The 15,645-nt window shown below is 72.0% G+C and carries 13 protein-coding genes; 5 read left to right on the top strand and 8 right to left on the bottom strand.

Translation table 11 applies throughout. The annotated features are described in order from the left end of the window. Positions 1-2 precede the first annotated feature (2 nt). Complete coding sequence (locus ACFWRO_RS18455) at positions 3-971, bottom strand: GDP-L-fucose synthase family protein (RefSeq protein WP_384511369.1); 969 nt, start codon at positions 969-971, stop codon at positions 3-5. A 126-nt stretch (positions 972-1,097) separates the two neighbouring features. On the opposite strand from ACFWRO_RS18455, the gene gmd reads away from it, so the two are divergent. The 3 genes from gmd to ACFWRO_RS18440 all read left to right on the top strand — a co-directional run bounded on the left by gmd (position 1,098) and on the right by ACFWRO_RS18440 (position 5,802). After that, positions 1,098-2,111, top strand: a complete 1,014-nt coding sequence (gmd, locus tag ACFWRO_RS18450) for a GDP-mannose 4,6-dehydratase (protein ID WP_384511366.1) — start codon at positions 1,098-1,100, stop codon at positions 2,109-2,111. 186 nt (positions 2,112-2,297) lie between these two features. After that, positions 2,298-5,021, top strand: a complete 2,724-nt coding sequence (locus ACFWRO_RS18445; RefSeq protein ID WP_384511363.1) for a DNRLRE domain-containing protein — start codon at positions 2,298-2,300, stop codon at positions 5,019-5,021. A 79-nt stretch (positions 5,022-5,100) separates the two neighbouring features. Then, positions 5,101-5,802 carry a hypothetical protein gene (locus ACFWRO_RS18440; protein ID WP_384511360.1) on the top strand — a complete coding sequence of 234 codons (702 nt, stop codon included), beginning with the start codon at positions 5,101-5,103 and terminating at the stop codon, positions 5,800-5,802. Positions 5,803-5,879: 77 nt separating this feature from the next. Here ACFWRO_RS18440 and ACFWRO_RS18435 read toward each other — a convergent pair whose 3' ends face one another. Both ACFWRO_RS18435 and ACFWRO_RS18430 read right to left on the bottom strand, forming a co-directional pair. Continuing rightward, positions 5,880-7,025: a glycosyltransferase gene (locus ACFWRO_RS18435; RefSeq protein WP_384511357.1), complete on the bottom strand. Its 1,146-nt coding sequence runs from the start codon at positions 7,023-7,025 to the stop codon at positions 5,880-5,882. Beyond that, positions 7,022-7,558, bottom strand: a complete 537-nt coding sequence (locus tag ACFWRO_RS18430) for a WcaF family extracellular polysaccharide biosynthesis acetyltransferase (RefSeq protein ID WP_384511354.1) — start codon at positions 7,556-7,558, stop codon at positions 7,022-7,024. Before ACFWRO_RS18430 ends, ACFWRO_RS18435 begins: the two co-directional genes overlap by 4 nt. Positions 7,559-7,716: 158 nt before the next feature. Here ACFWRO_RS18430 and ACFWRO_RS18425 point away from each other — a divergent pair, with 158 nt between their 5' ends. Further along, the gene (locus tag ACFWRO_RS18425; protein WP_384511351.1) at positions 7,717-9,252 is read left to right on the top strand and encodes a hypothetical protein; all 1,536 of its coding nucleotides are present in this window, start codon (positions 7,717-7,719) and stop codon (positions 9,250-9,252) included. On the opposite strand, the gene ACFWRO_RS18420 is transcribed toward ACFWRO_RS18425, so the two are convergent. Genes ACFWRO_RS18420 through ACFWRO_RS18410 form a run of 3 tightly spaced genes read right to left on the bottom strand, consistent with a single transcriptional unit; the run spans position 9,225 to position 13,398 of the window. Continuing rightward, a complete protein-coding gene (locus ACFWRO_RS18420) occupies positions 9,225-10,466 on the bottom strand; it encodes a hypothetical protein (protein ID WP_384511348.1) in 1,242 nt (413 codons plus the stop codon). The genes ACFWRO_RS18425 and ACFWRO_RS18420 overlap by 28 nt on opposite strands. Then, on the bottom strand, positions 10,463-12,196 hold the full coding sequence (locus ACFWRO_RS18415; protein ID WP_384511345.1) for a lipopolysaccharide biosynthesis protein: 1,734 nt from the start codon (positions 12,194-12,196) through the stop codon (positions 10,463-10,465). The genes ACFWRO_RS18420 and ACFWRO_RS18415 overlap by 4 nt, the downstream gene beginning before the upstream one ends. Next, complete coding sequence (locus tag ACFWRO_RS18410) at positions 12,193-13,398, bottom strand: glycosyltransferase family 4 protein (protein WP_384511549.1); 1,206 nt, start codon at positions 13,396-13,398, stop codon at positions 12,193-12,195. The genes ACFWRO_RS18415 and ACFWRO_RS18410 overlap by 4 nt, the downstream gene beginning before the upstream one ends. Positions 13,399-13,595: 197 nt before the next feature. On the opposite strand from ACFWRO_RS18410, the gene ACFWRO_RS18405 reads away from it, so the two are divergent. Then, positions 13,596-14,087 (top strand): adenylyltransferase/cytidyltransferase family protein, encoded by a 492-nt coding sequence (locus tag ACFWRO_RS18405; RefSeq protein WP_384511342.1) that lies wholly within the window; start codon positions 13,596-13,598, stop codon positions 14,085-14,087. On the opposite strand, the gene ACFWRO_RS18400 is transcribed toward ACFWRO_RS18405, so the two are convergent. Next, positions 14,068-14,826: a CDP-alcohol phosphatidyltransferase family protein gene (locus ACFWRO_RS18400; RefSeq protein WP_384511340.1), complete on the bottom strand. Its 759-nt coding sequence runs from the start codon at positions 14,824-14,826 to the stop codon at positions 14,068-14,070. The two genes, ACFWRO_RS18405 and ACFWRO_RS18400, sit on opposite strands and share 20 nt — an antisense overlap. 88 nt (positions 14,827-14,914) lie before the next feature. Beyond that, on the bottom strand, positions 14,915-15,613 hold the full coding sequence (locus ACFWRO_RS18395) for an ABC transporter ATP-binding protein (protein ID WP_384511338.1): 699 nt from the start codon (positions 15,611-15,613) through the stop codon (positions 14,915-14,917). Positions 15,614-15,645: the final 32 nt, after the last annotated feature.

Here is a 15,645-nt window from a genome sequence, read left to right as displayed (position 1 = left end):
GATCAGCGCTGTTCCCGCCACCAGGCGTAGGTGGCAGCGATGCCGTCCGGCAGGGCGACGGCCGGCTTCCAGCCGAGGCCGGTCAGCCGGGTCACGTCGAGGAGTTTGCGCGGAGTGCCGTCGGGCTTGCTCGTGTCCCAGGCGATCCGGCCCTGATATCCCGTCACCTCGGCGACGGTTTCGGCGAGTTCGCGGATCGTGAGGTCCTCGCCGCAGCCGATGTTGACCGGCTCATCGCCGTCGTAGCGGTCCAGCAGGACGGCGCAGGCGGCGGCGAGGTCGTCGACGTGCAGGAACTCGCGGCGCGGGGTGCCGGAGCCCCAGAGGGTGATCTCCTCCCTGTCCTCCTCGCGGGCCTCGTGGAAGCGGCGGACCAGGGCGGGCAGGACGTGCGAGCTCTCCAGGTCGAAGTTGTCGCCGGGGCCGTAGAGGTTGGTCGGCATCGCCGAGACGTAGGCGGTTCCGTACTGCTTGCGGTACGCCTGGATCTGCACGATCCCGGCGATCTTCGCCAGCGCGTAGGCCTCGTTGGTGGGCTCCAGCGGGCCCGTCAGGAGGGCGTCCTCGGTGATGGGCTGGGGGGCGAGCCGGGGGTAGATGCAGGACGAGCCGAGGAAGAGCAGCCGGGCGACGCCGGCGGCGTGCGCGCCGGCGACGACGGCGAGCTGGATCCGGAGGTTCTCCTCCAGGAACTGCACCGGGTAGGTGCTGTTCGCCATGATCCCGCCGACCTTCGCCGCAGCGAGCACGACGGCGTCGGGGCGGGTCTCGGCGAGGAAGGCGGCGGTCCGCTCGGCGTCGCGCAGATCGAGTTCGGCGCGGGTCCTGGTGATCACCTCGTGCCCGTCGGCGGTGAGGCGGCGGGCGATCGCGGAGCCCACGAGGCCGCGGTGGCCCGCGACGAATATCCGGGCCCGCTCGGGCAGGTACGACGTCGTTGCTCTCGGGGCGGCGCTCGTCGATTCAGTCATGGCCCGGATCATGCCAGGCCGAGGGGGGCTTTAGTACATCAGATCGGGATAAACGGCCTGTAACACACCATTTCCGTATGACACGGATCGGCTGGGGGCCGGTCCGTCAGGGAGGGGCAGCAACGTATGGGCAAGACCGCACTCATCACCGGCGTCACCGGGCAGGACGGTTCGTACCTGGCCGAACTGCTGATGTCCAAGGGCTATACCGTGCACGGCCTGGTCCGCCGCTCGTCGAGCTTCAACACCGAGCGGATCGACCACATCTACCAGGACCCGCAGCAGGCGAACCGTTCCTTCGTCCTGCACCACGCGGACCTCTCGGACGGTGTGGCGCTGGTGAACCTGCTCCGCGACATCCGCCCCGACGAGGTCTACAACCTGGGCGCGCAGTCGCATGTGCGGGTCTCCTTCGACGCCCCGCTGTACACCGGTGACGTGACCGGTCTCGGCGCACTGCGGCTCCTGGAGGCGATCCGGGCGAGCGGCATCGACACCCGGATCTACCAGGCGTCCTCCTCCGAGATGTTCGGCGCGACACCGCCGCCGCAGAACGAGGGGACCCCGTTCCACCCGCGCAGCCCGTACGGCGCCGCGAAGGTCTTCGCGTACTGGGCGACGGTCAACTACCGCGAGGCGTACGGGATGTTCGCGGTGAACGGGGTGCTGTTCAACCACGAGTCGCCGCGCCGGGGCGAGACCTTCGTGACCCGCAAGGTGACCCGGGCGGTCGCGCGGATCAAGGCGGGGCTGCAGGACCGGCTCTACCTGGGCAACCTCGACGCCGTGCGCGACTGGGGGTACGCCCCCGAGTACGTCGACGCGATGTGGCGGATGCTCCAGCGGGACGAGCCGACCGACTACGTGGTGGCGACCGGAGTCCCGTCCACGGTACGGCAGTTCGTGGAGACGGCCTTCGCGCACGTGGGGCTCGACTGGTCCGAGCACGTGCGGTACGACCCCAAGTACGAGCGCCCCAGCGAGGTGGACGCGCTGATCGGCGACGCGAGCCGGGCGCGGGAGCTGCTCGGCTGGAAACCCGCCGTCCACGTGGAGGAGCTGGCCCGGATCATGGTCGACGCCGATGTCCGGCTCGTGGACGACCAGTTGGCCGGTGCCACGGTGCGCATCGACCGCTGAGCTGCGGTTTCCGGCCCAGTGGACGCCCGTGGGGCGGTGGCGGCCCAGGCGGCTGCGGGGCCGGATGGTACGGGATTCGCCAAGTGGCCTTATCCGGTTGTCAGTTCGTCGTACAGTTCGCATTCATCAGATGGCAGTTGCACCACTTCACGCCACATTGACTGGGCTATCACGCCTGGGGGGAACATGCGTAGATCCTGGGGGCTCACCGCTGCCCTCGTCCTGACCGTCGCGGCCGGAGCCGGGGGCTCGTTGGCCCCGACGGCCGCGGCCCTGACGCCGCCGGTGGCCTTCACCGCGGACGATCTGCCGACCTGGCAGACCAACGGTGTCGTCTGGGCTCTGGCCGAGACGAACGACACCGTCTTCGTCGGCGGCACCTTCTCCGAGGTGCGCCCGCCCGACGGTACGGCCGGCGCTCCGCGGAGCGCCGTCAACTTCGCGGCGATGGACGCGGCCACGGGCGCGCCCACCGACTGCACCCTCTCCTTCACCGTCGGAAGCGGCACCGCGACCGTGCGGACGCTCGTCGTCTCGCCGGACAAGAAGACGCTGTACGCGGGTGGATACTTCGGCGCCGTCAACGGCACCCCGGTCTCCAGCCTCGTCGCGATCGACGTCGCCACCTGCACGCCGAGGGCCTCCTTCACCCCGAGCTTCCCCGCGACCGTGCGGGCGCTCGCCGTCACCGACACCACCATCTACGCGGCCGGGGACTTCGGCACCGTCGAGGGGCAGACCCGGGAGCGGTTCGCGGCCATCACCACCGCCGGCGCGCTGCTGCCGTTCAGGGCCGACGCCGACGAGCCGGGCCGCGCGATCGAGGTGACACCGGACGGGCAGAACGTCCTGCTCGGCGGCGACTTCTTCACCGTCAACGGCGCCAACTCGCACGCCCTGGCCGTGGTGAACGCCACGACCGGCGCCCTGACGAAGGCGTACCCCAACGGCTGGATCCCGCAGAACTCCGTCGTCAAGGACATCGAGACCGACGCCACCGGGTTCTACACCGGCAACGAGGGCACCGGCGGCGGGGTCTTCGACGGGCGGATCGCCCTGAACCTGTCGAACTTCGAGCAGCGCTGGCGCGACACGTGCCTGGGCGCCACCCAGGCCGTCCGCTCGTACGAGGGCGTGCTCTACAGCGCCTCGCACGCCCACGACTGCTCCAGTGTGGGCGAGTTCCCCGACGGGCGCCGCTACCACCTGCTCGCCCAGCCGACCACGTCGACCGGCAAGCTCGGCTGGTTCCCCGACACCAACGACGGCATCGGCGAGGGCATCGGCCCGCGCGCCTTCACGGTCTCGGGCACCGGCGCCACCAAGTACCTGTGGGTGGGCGGTGAGTTCACCACCACCAACGGGGCGCCCGCGCAGGGTCTGACCCGCTTCGCGTCGGGCCCCGACACCGGCGCGCCGACCGTCCCGGTCGCCAGTGCCGCCGCCGTCGGCCCGAACTCGGTCCAGATCCGCTGGCGTTCCAGCCTCGACCTGGACGACTCGAGGCTGACGTACAAGGTCTACCGCAACGGTGCCGCGACCCCGATCGCGACCGTCCAGGGCAACTCGCTGCACTGGTCGCGCCCGCAGGTGTCGTTCAAGGACACCGGTGTGATCCCGGGCCAGACCTACAGCTACCGGGTGACCGCGGGGGACGACGCCGGCAACACCAGCGCGCTCTCGGCGACGTCCACGGTGACCGTGCCGACCTCCCCGGAGCCGTACGCCTCCCGGGTGATCGCGGACGGGGCGTCGCTGTACTGGCGCTTCGACGAGTCGACCACGCCGTACGCGGCCGACTCCTCCGACGGCGGTGACAACAGCGGTCTGTACGTCAACGCCCCCGCGCTGCGCCAGACCCCGGGCGCAGTCTCCGGTCCCTCCACGGCCGTCGCGCTCAACGGCTCGGACGAGCAGATCCACAGCGACCGGCGGCAGTCCGTCACCGGCCCGTTCACGATCGAGACCTGGTTCAAGACCACCACGAACCGCGGCGGCAAGCTGATCGGTTTCGGCAACAACACCACGCGCAACAGCGGCAGTTACGACAAGCACCTGTACATGACCAACTTCGGCAACATCGTCTTCGGTGTGTACAGCGGCTCCACGCGCACGCTCACCTCCCTCGGCTCGTACAACAACGGTGCCTGGCACCACGCCGTGGGCACCCAGGGCCCGGAGGGCATGCGGCTGTACATCGACGGCAGGCTGGTCGGCTCCAACAGTGTGACCACGAACCAGAGTTACGACGGCTACTGGCACGTCGGCGCCGACAACCTCGGCAGCTGGCCGCTGCGTCCGACGAGCAGCTTCTTCGCCGGCCAGCTCGACGAGGCCGCCGTCTACCCGACGGCGCTCACCGGCACGCAGGTCTCCCAGCACCACAGCCTGGCCTCCGCGCCCGCCGACACGGTCACCGCCGTCACGGCCACGGAGGACACCTACGCCAACGCGGGCGCGCCCGGCACGAACTACGGCACGTCCAGCTCGCTGGCCGTCCGCGGCACCTCGGCGTACGAGTCGTACCTGCGGTTCCCGCTGCCCGCCGCCCCGGCGGGCAAGGTCCTCAAGAGCGCCCGGCTCGCGGTGAAGACGACCACGATGACCGGCGCGGGCTCGACCGACTCCGTCTCGGTCGTGCCCGTCACGGGGGCGTGGGCCGAGGACACGGTGACGTACAACAACCGGCCCGCGCTCGGTTCGGGTCCGGTCGGGACGCTGAGCGGGGCGGTGGACGGGTCGACCGTCTACTCGGCCACGCTGGACACCCCGGCGATCGCGGCGGCGCTCGGCGGCTCGTACAGCCTGGCGCTGACCAGCACCGGGACCGATCCGCTCTGGCTCTGGTCGTCCGAGGCGACGGCGGCGGAGGGCACTCCGGAGCTGGTGCTCACCTTCGGCGCGCCGTAACCGGTCACCGTCCTTCCATCACCGGATGCGGGGCCCGGCCGACCGGGCCCCGCATCCGACGTACCACGGGAGTTCCCTCATGCGTCGACCTCTTCACCGGCGCCCGGCAGCGGCACCGGCGGCGGCCGTGCTCGCCGCGCTGCTCGCCCTGACCGCCTGCTCGTCCCCGAGCGACGGTGGATCCACCGAAGCTCCGCCCAAGGCGGCCGGGCCCACGCGGTCCGCCGCCGTGCCCGACCGGCAGGCCGAGGCGGCGGAGAGCGCCGGTCCGACCGCCTCCGCCACCGCGTCCAAGGGGCCGGTCGTGCCCGACGCGCAGCTGAAGCCCGTCACGGGTTCGTTCACGGAGAAGGAGAAGAAGTATCTGAGCGGGCGGGTGCCGGTGAACACGGACCCGGCCGCCGTGCTCCAGACCGGGCAGGAGTCCTGCCAGCGCCTTCAGCGCACCGCGAAGCGGGACAAGGACGCGGCCGTCGGCGCGATCGTCGCCGGGGACATCCCGGACGCCGAGGCGGTGATCACGCACCTGTGCACCGCGCAGCAGCCGCTGCTCGTGACCGCGAGGACCGGCTTCGGCGAGGGTACGGTCAAGGCCCCGCAGGCCGGCACCTACCGCGCCCTGACCACGAATCCCGCCTGCGCGTGGCAGGCCCTCGGCGCGGACGGCAAGGTCCTCGCCTCCGGTCCCGCGCCCGGCTCCCAGGGACCGGTTCGCGCGAACGTCCCTGCGGGGGCTAAGGAGTTCACCTCCAGCGCGTGCTACGCCTGGCTGCCGGCGTAGCGCGGTCACGAAGACACGCGGAGAGCCCGGTGCCGGTCCGAGGACCGCACCGGGCTCTCCCGCGTCCGGAGCGGGGGTCAGCGCGGGCCGGCGGCCCGCTCGTACACCCCGAGCAGGGTGTCCAGGACCGCGTCCATCGAGAAGGCCTCGGCGGCCAGCTTCCGGGCCGCGGCCGACGCGGCGTCGTTCTCGCCCGGCTCCAGGAGCTCCCGTACGGCCGGGGCCAGGCCCGCCGCGTCCGTGACCACCCGGCCGGCGCCCGCCTCCGTGATGTCCCGGGCGAGCCCGTTGGAGGTGGTGACGACGGCCGGGGTGCCCACCGACAGCGCCTCCAGGACGGACATCGGGAAGGGCTCGTCGACCGAGGGCAGGACGTACACGTGCGCCCGGCGCAGCTCCTCCAGCATCCGCTCGGAGGTCAGCGGCCCGGGCAGGCTCACCCGGTCCCCGACGCCCAGTTCGGCGACGAGAGCGTCCACGGCGGCCCGCTCGCCCTCGTCCGGTCCCGCCAGGACGAAGGTGGCGTCGGGGTGGTGGCGCAGGATCTCCGGGACGGCCGCCACGAAGTCGGTCGGCCGTTTACGGGCCTGGAGCCGGGCCGCGTACAGGATGCGGGGCGGTCCGGTCGGCGCGGGGCGTGGCTCCTGCGCCGGTACGCCGTTGACCAGGCGTACGGCTCCGGGGAGCGGGCCGCCGACGACCGCGTCCAGGTCCCGTCGCTCGCGGTCCGTCAGGTACAGGACGGCGGAGGCGCCGCGCAGCACGCGCCGGACGGCGACCGCGTCCAGGAGCTTGGCGAGCGGCTTGTCGCTCGGGTCGACCATGCCGTGTGTCTGGAGCACCAGCGGGCGGCCCGCCCGGAGCGCGGCCAGGGCTACGGGCAGGGTCACGAGGTCGCGGGCGAGGTGGACGTGGACGACGTCGGCGTCCTTGACCAGGGCGGCGGCCCCGGCGAGGAGCGCGGGCGAGGTGATGCCGCTGAAGCCGAGCGGGAGGACGGAGCGGGCCCGGTAGAGCCGGGCGGGCACGCCGTCGACGTCGGTCGGCAGCGGGCCCGGGAAGCCGTCGCCGAGGGCGGTCAGTCGGACCCGGTGGCCGCGTGCGGCGAGGCCCTTGCCGAGGTTCACGGCGACCCGGACCGGCCCGCCGAAGGCGTGCGTGGGGCTGTGCAGCGTGACCGCGTGCAGGACCTTGAGGCTTCGGGCGCCCCCGGGGCCGCTCACGCGGGCACCGGAACCGGTCGGCGGCCGTCGGCCGTGTGCAGGGTGAGCTCCGGGAGGTCCTTGTGGAGCGTCGTACCGGCGGCGACGACCGCGTGCCGGCCGACGGTGACGCCGGCGAGGACGGTGGCGCGGGCCGCGACCCAGGCGCCGTCCTCGACGGTGATCGGGGCGTTGCGGTAGCGGAAGTCGGCGGCCCGGTGGTCGTGGCTGCCGGTGCAGAGCAACGCCTCCTGGGAGACGCAGACTTGGGCGCCGAGCGTGATGGGCTCCAGGTTGAGCAGCCAGGCGCCCTCGCCGATCCAGGTGTGGTCGCCGACGGTCAGCTTCCAGGGCCACAGGACTCTGACCCGGTGCCGTATGAGCACGCCGTCGCCTATGGTCGCGCCGAAGGCCCGCAGCAGCCCGACCCGTAGCCGGGCCGGGCAGAACCAGGCCATGAAGACCGTGTTCATCACCGCGAACCAGAGGGCCTGCACGAGTCTGCCGCGGCCCTTGTCGTATCCGGCCAGAGTGAAGGCCGGTAGATTCCGCATGAGTTCACCCCCACCGGCGCCTCCCCAGGCGCCCGCCGATCAGACTAACGGTTGCCGGGAGGTGACAGGGGGGCGTCGGTAGACTGGCGCGAAGTGATGGTCCGGGGTGGGGACTTCGAGATCCGGGGAGCCGTGGCTCCCGGGCTCCAGGGGGCGCGATGACGACCGAAGTGCGCGGTACGGACACCCCGGCGCGACCGGATCCCGTCGTACCCGATCCCGCCGTGAACGATCCCGTCGTACCGGCGCCGTTGCTGCTCGCGCCCGCCGTGTCACCGCGCACGCTGCTCTCGCGGGCGCTCTCGATCCCGCTCGTGCTCGGCTTCACGGTGTTCCTGCCGCTCCTGGTGGCGATCCAGCCGGGCGCGGGCGTGCACGACGCCGCGTACTACCTCCAGATCGCGCTGACCATGTACGCCGGGGCGCGGCTCTCGGCCATGATCCTCACCAGTCGGCGCAAGCTCCTGCAGGGCTCGTTCTGGCTCTTCGTCTACATGGCGATGGGGGTGGCGCCGCTCGCCCAGGCCGTCCTGGGCCGGGTGCCGACGCCGGTGGTGGGTCCGCGCTCCGATCTGACGATGGCGGTGGCCCTCGTCCTGGTCGGCTGCGCGGCGTTCGACGTCGGGTCCCTGCTGGCCCGGGGCCGGCCGGGGACGTCCCGAAGGGCGGAGGGGCGGCCGGCCCTTGTGCACCGGCGGCGGCTGTATCTGCTCGTGCTGCTCGCCTTCGCGTGCAGCGGTCTGTTCGTCATGAAGCTCGGCGGGCCCGCCGTGTTCTTCTCCAGCCGCCAGGAGATCATCGCGGGGATCGAGGAGGCCGGCGTCTCACAGGCGGACTCGCAGGCCGGTCAGGCGTTCCTGCGCGGTTTCGGGACCGTGCCCGCGCTCTTCGCGCTCCTCGTGTACAGCCGCTGGCTGGTCACCTCGCGGCGGGCCAGGCGCCGTCCCATGGTGGTCGCGGTGTTCCTGGCCCTGGTGGCGCTCAACCTCGTGGTGAACAACCCCATTTCGAACCCCCGTTACTGGTTCCTGACGGTGATGTTCTCGCTGCTGTTCACGGTCTTTCCGGTGAGCGCAGCGATGTACCGGTCGGCGCTGAGCCTGGGGGTGGTGATGGCGCTGATCGTCTTCCCGTTCTCCGACCGCTTCCGGTACGACGAGAAGAACTACCGCCCGGTCGAGACGACTTCGGTCCTGGAGCCCCTCGCGCTCAAGGACTACGACCAGGTGGGCATGTTCGCCAACACCATCACGCTGGTCAACTCGGGCAGCCGGCACCGGTACGGCCGTCAGCTGGCCGGGTCCGTGTTCTTCGCGGTGCCGCGCTCGGTGTGGCCCGGCAAGCCGCGCGACACCGGGGTGATGGTCGGCCAGTGGATGGGGACGGTGAACACCAATCTCTCCTCCCCCGTCTGGGCCGAGCTGTGGATCGACTTCGGGGCGGTCGGCATGGCCGCCGGGATGACGGGGCTCGGCTACGCGGCGGCCCGGGTCGACGGACGGTTCGCCCGCCGGGGCACGCGCAGGGCTCCACCGGGCAGTCTGATCTCCCTGGTGGTGCCGCTGGTGGCGGGCTACTCCTTCATCCTGCTGCGCGGCCCGCTGCTCCAGGCCTCGGGCCGGGTGGCGATCGCGCTGATCTGCATCGCCCTGGTCACCACCTGGCGTCAGGACAAGGGCGCGGCACTGCGCTGATCCTCCGGACTCGTCGCAACGGGCTCCGGGTGGGTGCGCTTCACCCGGATCCACGCGGCAAGGGCCTTCAGCGCCGAGCCGGCGGCGAGGCCCCAGGCCGCGCCGGGGGCGCCGGCGAGGGCGTAGCCGGCGAGCATCAGCGCGACGGAGAGCAGGGAGAAGACCACCTGGACGCCGAGCGTGGCGCGGGGGCTGAGGACGCGCAGGGTGACCAGGGCGCAGGTGCCGGCCGCCATCACCGCGTACTGGCCGCCGGTGGCAGGCAGCAGCTCGGCGGTGGACTGCCAGGTGACGCCGAGGAGTTGGCGGCCGACGCGGTCGGGGAGGGCGTACAGGACGGCGGCCCAGCCGAGCGCGACGAGGGCGAGGACGGCGGCGAGCGCGGCGGCTGCCCGTACCGTCGCGCGGCGGGAGCCCGTCCGGCCGAGGAGCGGCGGTCCGAAGGCGTTGACGGAGGTGAAGAGCGTGTTGAGCGGGCCGAAGAGGGTGGTCGCGCCGCGCAGCGCGCCGACGACGAGGGGGCTCGCGAAGAGCCCGAGGCCGAGGACGGCGAGCTGACTCGAGCCGCTGCCGACGGCGAACTCGACGACGAAGCGACGGCCGAGGTGGTCCCTGCGGAGATACCGGCGGGGGGTGCCCGGCCGTTTCCGTACGTACGGGTGCAGCAGGGCGAGCCCGAGGAGCGCGGCGGGCAGGGCCGAGAGGCCCCAGACGAGGACGAGTTGGGCCGGTGAGCTGCCGTGCGGCTGGAGCAGCAGGGCCGGTACGACGCAGGCGAGCCGGAGCACGTCGGCGGCGAGGGCCCGGTGGGGCGCGCGGAGGGCGGAGAAGCCGTAGCGCAGGCCGTCCTGGACGAGGACGACCGGGAGGACCGCGCCGAGGGCGAGCACGGCGAGGCCGGTGGGACCGCCGATGATCGCGCCGGCGGCCAGGAGGAGGACTCCGGCAGCCGTGGAGGCGACGGCGGTGAAGGTGACGGCGGACCGGACCGCCGCGCCGACCTCGGGCTCCTCGCCCTTCTCCAGGACGACGCTCTGGCCGACGAAGGCAGCGCCGAGGCCGAGGAGCACGGTGAAGACGATGTACACCATGGAGAAGGCAGCGAAGCCGTCCGCGCTGGAGGCCCGCGCCGCGATCACCAGGACGGCGATGTTGGTGAGGCTGGCCGCCGCCTGGTCGAGGACCGAGGCGGCGACGGTCACGGCACGTCTCAACGGTCGCCCGCGCGGATGTCGCCGGTGCGCAGCTCCTCCGCGCGGAGTGCGCGCAGGGCGACGGTGTCGGAGCCGTCGCCGAGGAGGATCTGCTCGGGTTCGGCGGCGAACTCCTCGGGGGCGGGCGGCGGCGTGTACCGTCGGCCGCCGCCGGACCCGCGATGGCCCTTGTCCTGCTTGGCGGGGCGGCGGCGCCTGCGCCCGGAGTGCACGACCGCGCCGAGGACGGTGCCGCCCGCGCCCGCTATCAGCTCGCGGATGCGCTGGAGGTCCGTACGGTGGACGGCGCGCTGGTCGCAGACGATGAGGACGCCGTCGACGCGGTCGACGAGCGCGAGGGCGTCCGCGTAGTTGAGGACGGGCGGGGCGAGGACGACGACGGTGGCGTTCGGCGAGTCGGCCTCGGCGATGAGCCGGGTGACGCGGGGGCCCGTGAGGGCGCGCGCCACGTTCCGTACGCGCTCGCCGGGGACGAGGCCGAAGGAGCCCGACTCGCCCGCGTCGACGGAGAGTTGGCGCCCGGTGGGCCAGCCGTTCTCCTCGTGCTCCGGGTTCTCCACCGGGCTGCTCCAGCGGGGCGCGGTCGCCGCGTGGGCGCGGAGCCGGCCCTTGAGGGTGGGGTCGCGCAGGTCGGCCTCGATGAGCAGGACGTCCTTGCCGGTCTCGGCGAAGGAGGCGGCGAGGTGGGAGGCGACGGAGACGGCGGCCTCGTTGCAGCCGCGCGGGGCGACGACGAGGAGGCGCCGTCGGTCGGCGAACCGCTGGTCGTAGGCGAGCCGGAAGGCGACGGAGCGGTACTCCTCGGCGGCCCGGGCGTCCGTGTGGTCCTCGGCGAGGAGGACGTCGGTGGAGCCGCGGGGCAGGGTGCCGAGGACGGGGGCGCGCACCGCGCGGGCCACGTCGCCGGCGGAGCGGGGCGCGGGGTCGAAGACGAGCCGGACCCAGGCGCCGAGCAGGCCGAGCGCCACGCCGACTAGGGCGCCGAGACCGAGGCTCATGGGCAGCCCGGGGCCGTCGGAGTAGCCGGGGGCGGTGGCGACGCGGATGACGGTGCCGGGCGACATGTCGAGGGACTTGAGCTGGCTGATCCGGGCATCGAGTTCGTTGATGCGGTTGAGCAGGTTGGTCTTGACGCCGTACTCGGCGTCGCGGGCCGCCCCGTCGGGCATCCGGTCGAGTTCCTTGGTCTTCTGGTCGTGCTTCTTGGCCACCTCGTCGAGCTGCCGCTGCTGCCCGGCGAGCATGGTGGCCCGTACGTCGGTCCACTGCTTCTGGCGCAGCGCGAGGTAGGCCTGGGTGACGGCGTTGGCCCGGTCGGCGGCTGCCTGGGGCGTGTCGGCGGTGTAGGTGAACTGGAGGACCTGGCTCTGCGGCGGGTTGGTGACCTGGAGGTCCTTCTGAAGTCGGCCGATGGTGCCGGTCCAGCCCAGCTTCTTCGCGGCCTGTTCGGCGACGCTGCTGCTGAGGGCGGTCTGCCGCTCCGACCCCATGTTGAGAGTCTTGTCCTGCGAGATGCTTGGGTTGAAGGGGTCGTTGACGGGAGCGCGCAGCACGACCTGGCTGGTGGCCACATAGATGTCGGCGTTGGACATCCCGAACCAGACGCCGCCGAGCAGTCCGATGCCGATGCCGGCGATGATGATCGCGCGGTAGCGCAGGAGTTGACGGAACTGGTCGCGCAGCAGCTCCGGTTCGTCGTCCTCGACCGCGGTGACGTGCGAGTGTGTCACGTGCTCGGACCCCCCAGAGCCTCGTCGATCAGTGCGTCGATCCGGGCGAGGCCGGCCGCTCGGGTCAGATGGGCCTCGACGTGGCGGGGCCCCTGTGCGCCGAGCGCGTCGGCGGCCGTCGGATCTGAGCCGAGTCTACGGATTTCGGCCAGCAGCGCGTCGGGATCCTCCGGAGGTACGAGCACTCCGGCACCGGAACGGAGGACTTCCTGGGCGGTGCCGCCCTCGGCGGCGACGGAGGCGACGACGGGGCGTCCGGCGGCGAAGTACGAGGTCAGCTTGGACGGCACGCTCATGTCGAGGACCGAGGCGCGCTGGGTGACGGCGAGCACGTCCGCCGCGGCGAGGGTGTCGGGGAACTCGTCGTCGCCGACGGGCGCCATGAAGTCGAGGTTGGGGACGTCGGCGCCCAACTCCTCGAGGTGGGCTCGCTGGTTGCCGTCGCCGAGGAGGACGATCCTGATCTTCGGCTCGCGTCGGGCCGCTTCGACCAGGACGTCGAGTCCCTGCTTGAGGCCCATGTTGCCGGAGTGCAGGACGACGGTCTCGCCGTCGCCCCAGCCGAGCCGGTGCCGGGTCTCGTCGCGGGAGCCCGAAGGACCGGCCACATGGGACCAGTTGGGGACGAGCCGGATGCGGCGGGGGTCGACGCCCATGGCGGCGACCTTGTCGACGAAGGTCTCGTGGATGACGCCGACGAGCGCGGCCCTGCGCAGCGCGTACGTCTCCGCCCGGGCGGCGAGCGCGGCGGCGCGGTCCCCGCCCCGGATGCCGCTCTGCGCGGCGGCCGCGCCCATCAGGTCCTGGACGACGGGAACGTACGGAACGCGCCAACGGGCAGCGAGGCGGGCGCCGATGACGCCGCCGGCGAGGCTGGGCATCTGGGCGAGCACGGCGTGCGGGCGGGCCATGCTCGGCGGCGCGAGGAGTCCGTGGGCGAGCACGCTCGCCTCGAACGCGGCGCGTTTCAGGGCGGTTTGGCGGGCGGGGACGGTGTGGCGCCGGCGGTGGACGACGACCCCCGCTCGTTCCTCGGTGCGGCGCCACGCCTTGGCGTAGGCCGGGTCCAGGGACCAGGCGGGGTAGTGCGGCATGCCCGCGAGGACGTGGGTCTCGTGACCGCTCGCCGCCCAGTGCTCGGCTATCTGCGTGGCGTACGGGCCTATCCCGGCGTGCTCGGGGGCGTAGTTGGTGGAGACCATGAGCAGCCGTCTGCGCGTCGCCCGATTCCCCAAGTCGCCGCTCCCTGACGTCACTTCGTCCACGCGACCGCCCCTCTCCCCCAGTGACGCGAACCGGACTTCACCCTAGTCGTTCACCCACTCTCAACGGAACGTGCACGCTATCGTCGAAACTCCTTCGCGCTGGGGAGCGCGAACGCACCTGGGGGGTTTGGCACATGACCGCAGGAAGGCCGTATCGCGTCGGCTACGCACCGGGGGCCTACGACCTCTTCCACATCGGGCACCTCAACATCCTTCGCCACGCGCGCAGTCAGTGCGACTACCTGGTGGCGGGGGTGGTCTCGGACGAGATGGCGGAGCTCGCCAAGGGCCGCCGGCCGGTGATTCCGCTGGTCGAGCGGTTGGAGATCGTGCGCAACGTGAAGTACGTCGACGCGGCGTTCGTGGAGACGGTGCCGGACAAGCTGGAGACCTGGAAACAGGTCAGGTTCGACGTGCTGTTCAAGGGTGACGACTGGCGCGGGACGCCCAAGGGGGACCGTCTCGAGCGGGACTTCGCGGGGGTGGGGGTGGAGATCGTCTACTTCCCGTACACGATGCACACCTCCAGCACCCAGCTGCGGCGCGTGCTCGACCTCCTGACGCAGGAGGCCGAGCCGGGCACCGGAGTCGGCGGGATCAGCGGGGTCAGCGAGGGGCTGCGCTGAGTTCGCGGAACCACTTGGCGAGGAAGGCGAGGAGGAACACGGCGCTCGCGACACCGAGCGCCGTGTAGCCCCAGCGGAACGCCGTTCCGCCGCCGAGGAGCAGGAAGACCAGGCAGAAGACGCCGTGGTCGACGGGGAGCAGGGCCACCGCGCGCAGGGTCGAGGGCTGGGCGGCCGGGGTGCCAGGCGCCGGGCGGGGCTTCAGCTTCTCGGTCAGCAGTCCGCCGAAGAAGGTGACCACGGCGGCGAGTTGGAAGCCGAGGGGAACCAGGAACCAGCCGTCGTCGGCGGTGCCGAAGTGGCCGGGGTGGCGGTAGAAGGCGATCAGCACGGCGAGGTGCAGCGCGGTGATCTTGGCGCAGTCCACGACGTGGTCGAGCCACTCCCCCGCGGGGCTGCCGCCACCCCGCAGCCGGGCGAGCTGTCCGTCGGCGGAGTCGAAGGCGAAGCCGACGGCGAGCCCGAGCCAGACCAGCAGACCGAGCGTCCAGGAGGGGGTGCCGAGGGCCAGAGCGGCGACGCCGGCGAAGCTGAACCCGGCGCTGATCAAGGTGACTTGATTGGGAGTCAGGCCCAGCGCGTACGAACCGGCCGCGAGGAGGCGGCCCACCGGTCGGTTGACGAACCGGGAGTAGAGCGAGACCCCCTTCGCGGACTTCTGGGCGGATCTCAACTCGCTCAGCGCGCCGCCGATCGTTCCCGTTCCTGTTCCCGTTCTCGTTCCGGTTCCCGTTCCCACGAACCCCCCAGGACCTTTGTGCGAGTTTCGTACTTTCGTACGTGATGGCGCACATCATGGCATCACCAGGGGGTTCGCGGGGGCGGGTCTAGGCCTCCACGGCCTCCGCGTGGCGGTTTTCCTTGATCGTGATCCGGCCCTTGCGGATCGTCGCCAGACGCGGGGCGCGGCGGGCGATCGCGCTGTCGTGGGTGACCATCACGAAGGTCAGGCCGTGCTCCTTCCAGAGCCCTTCGAGGAGGTCCACGATCTCGTCGCGCATGGACTCGTCGAGGTTGCCGGTGGGCTCGTCGGCGAGGAGCACCTTGGGGCGCTTCACCAGGGCACGGGCGATCGCGACGCGCTGCTGCTGGCCGCCGGAGAGCTCGGACGGCAGATGCGCCCGGCGCTCGCCGAGGCCCACGGACTCCAGTGCCTCCGCCGCCATCGTGCGCCGCTCGCCCGCCTTGATGCCCATGGGGACGAGCGCGGTCTCCACGTTCTCCTGGGCGGTGAGCGTGGGGATGAGGTTGAAGGACTGGAAGACGAAGCCGATGTTCTGGCTGCGGACGGCCGTCAGCCGGCTCTCCGGCAGTTTGGCCAGATCGACACCGTCGAGGACCACGCTGCCCGAGGTGGGCCGGTCGAGACCGCCCAGCATCTGCAGCAGCGTGGACTTGCCGCCGCCGGTGGGCCCCTGGATGACCAGACGGTCGCCCTCCCTGATGGTCAGATCGATGCCGGCGAGCGCGTCGACTCTCTCCTGGCCCCTGCGGTACTGCTTGGTGACGCCGGTGAGTTCGTACATGGTGCAACTCCTGCGATACGTGAAGGGGGTTC

This window comes from Streptomyces sp. NPDC058579, from assembly GCF_042718575.1.
Classification (GTDB): domain Bacteria; phylum Actinomycetota; class Actinomycetes; order Streptomycetales; family Streptomycetaceae; genus Streptomyces.
This window is presented reverse-complemented; position numbering and strand designations above follow the sequence as displayed.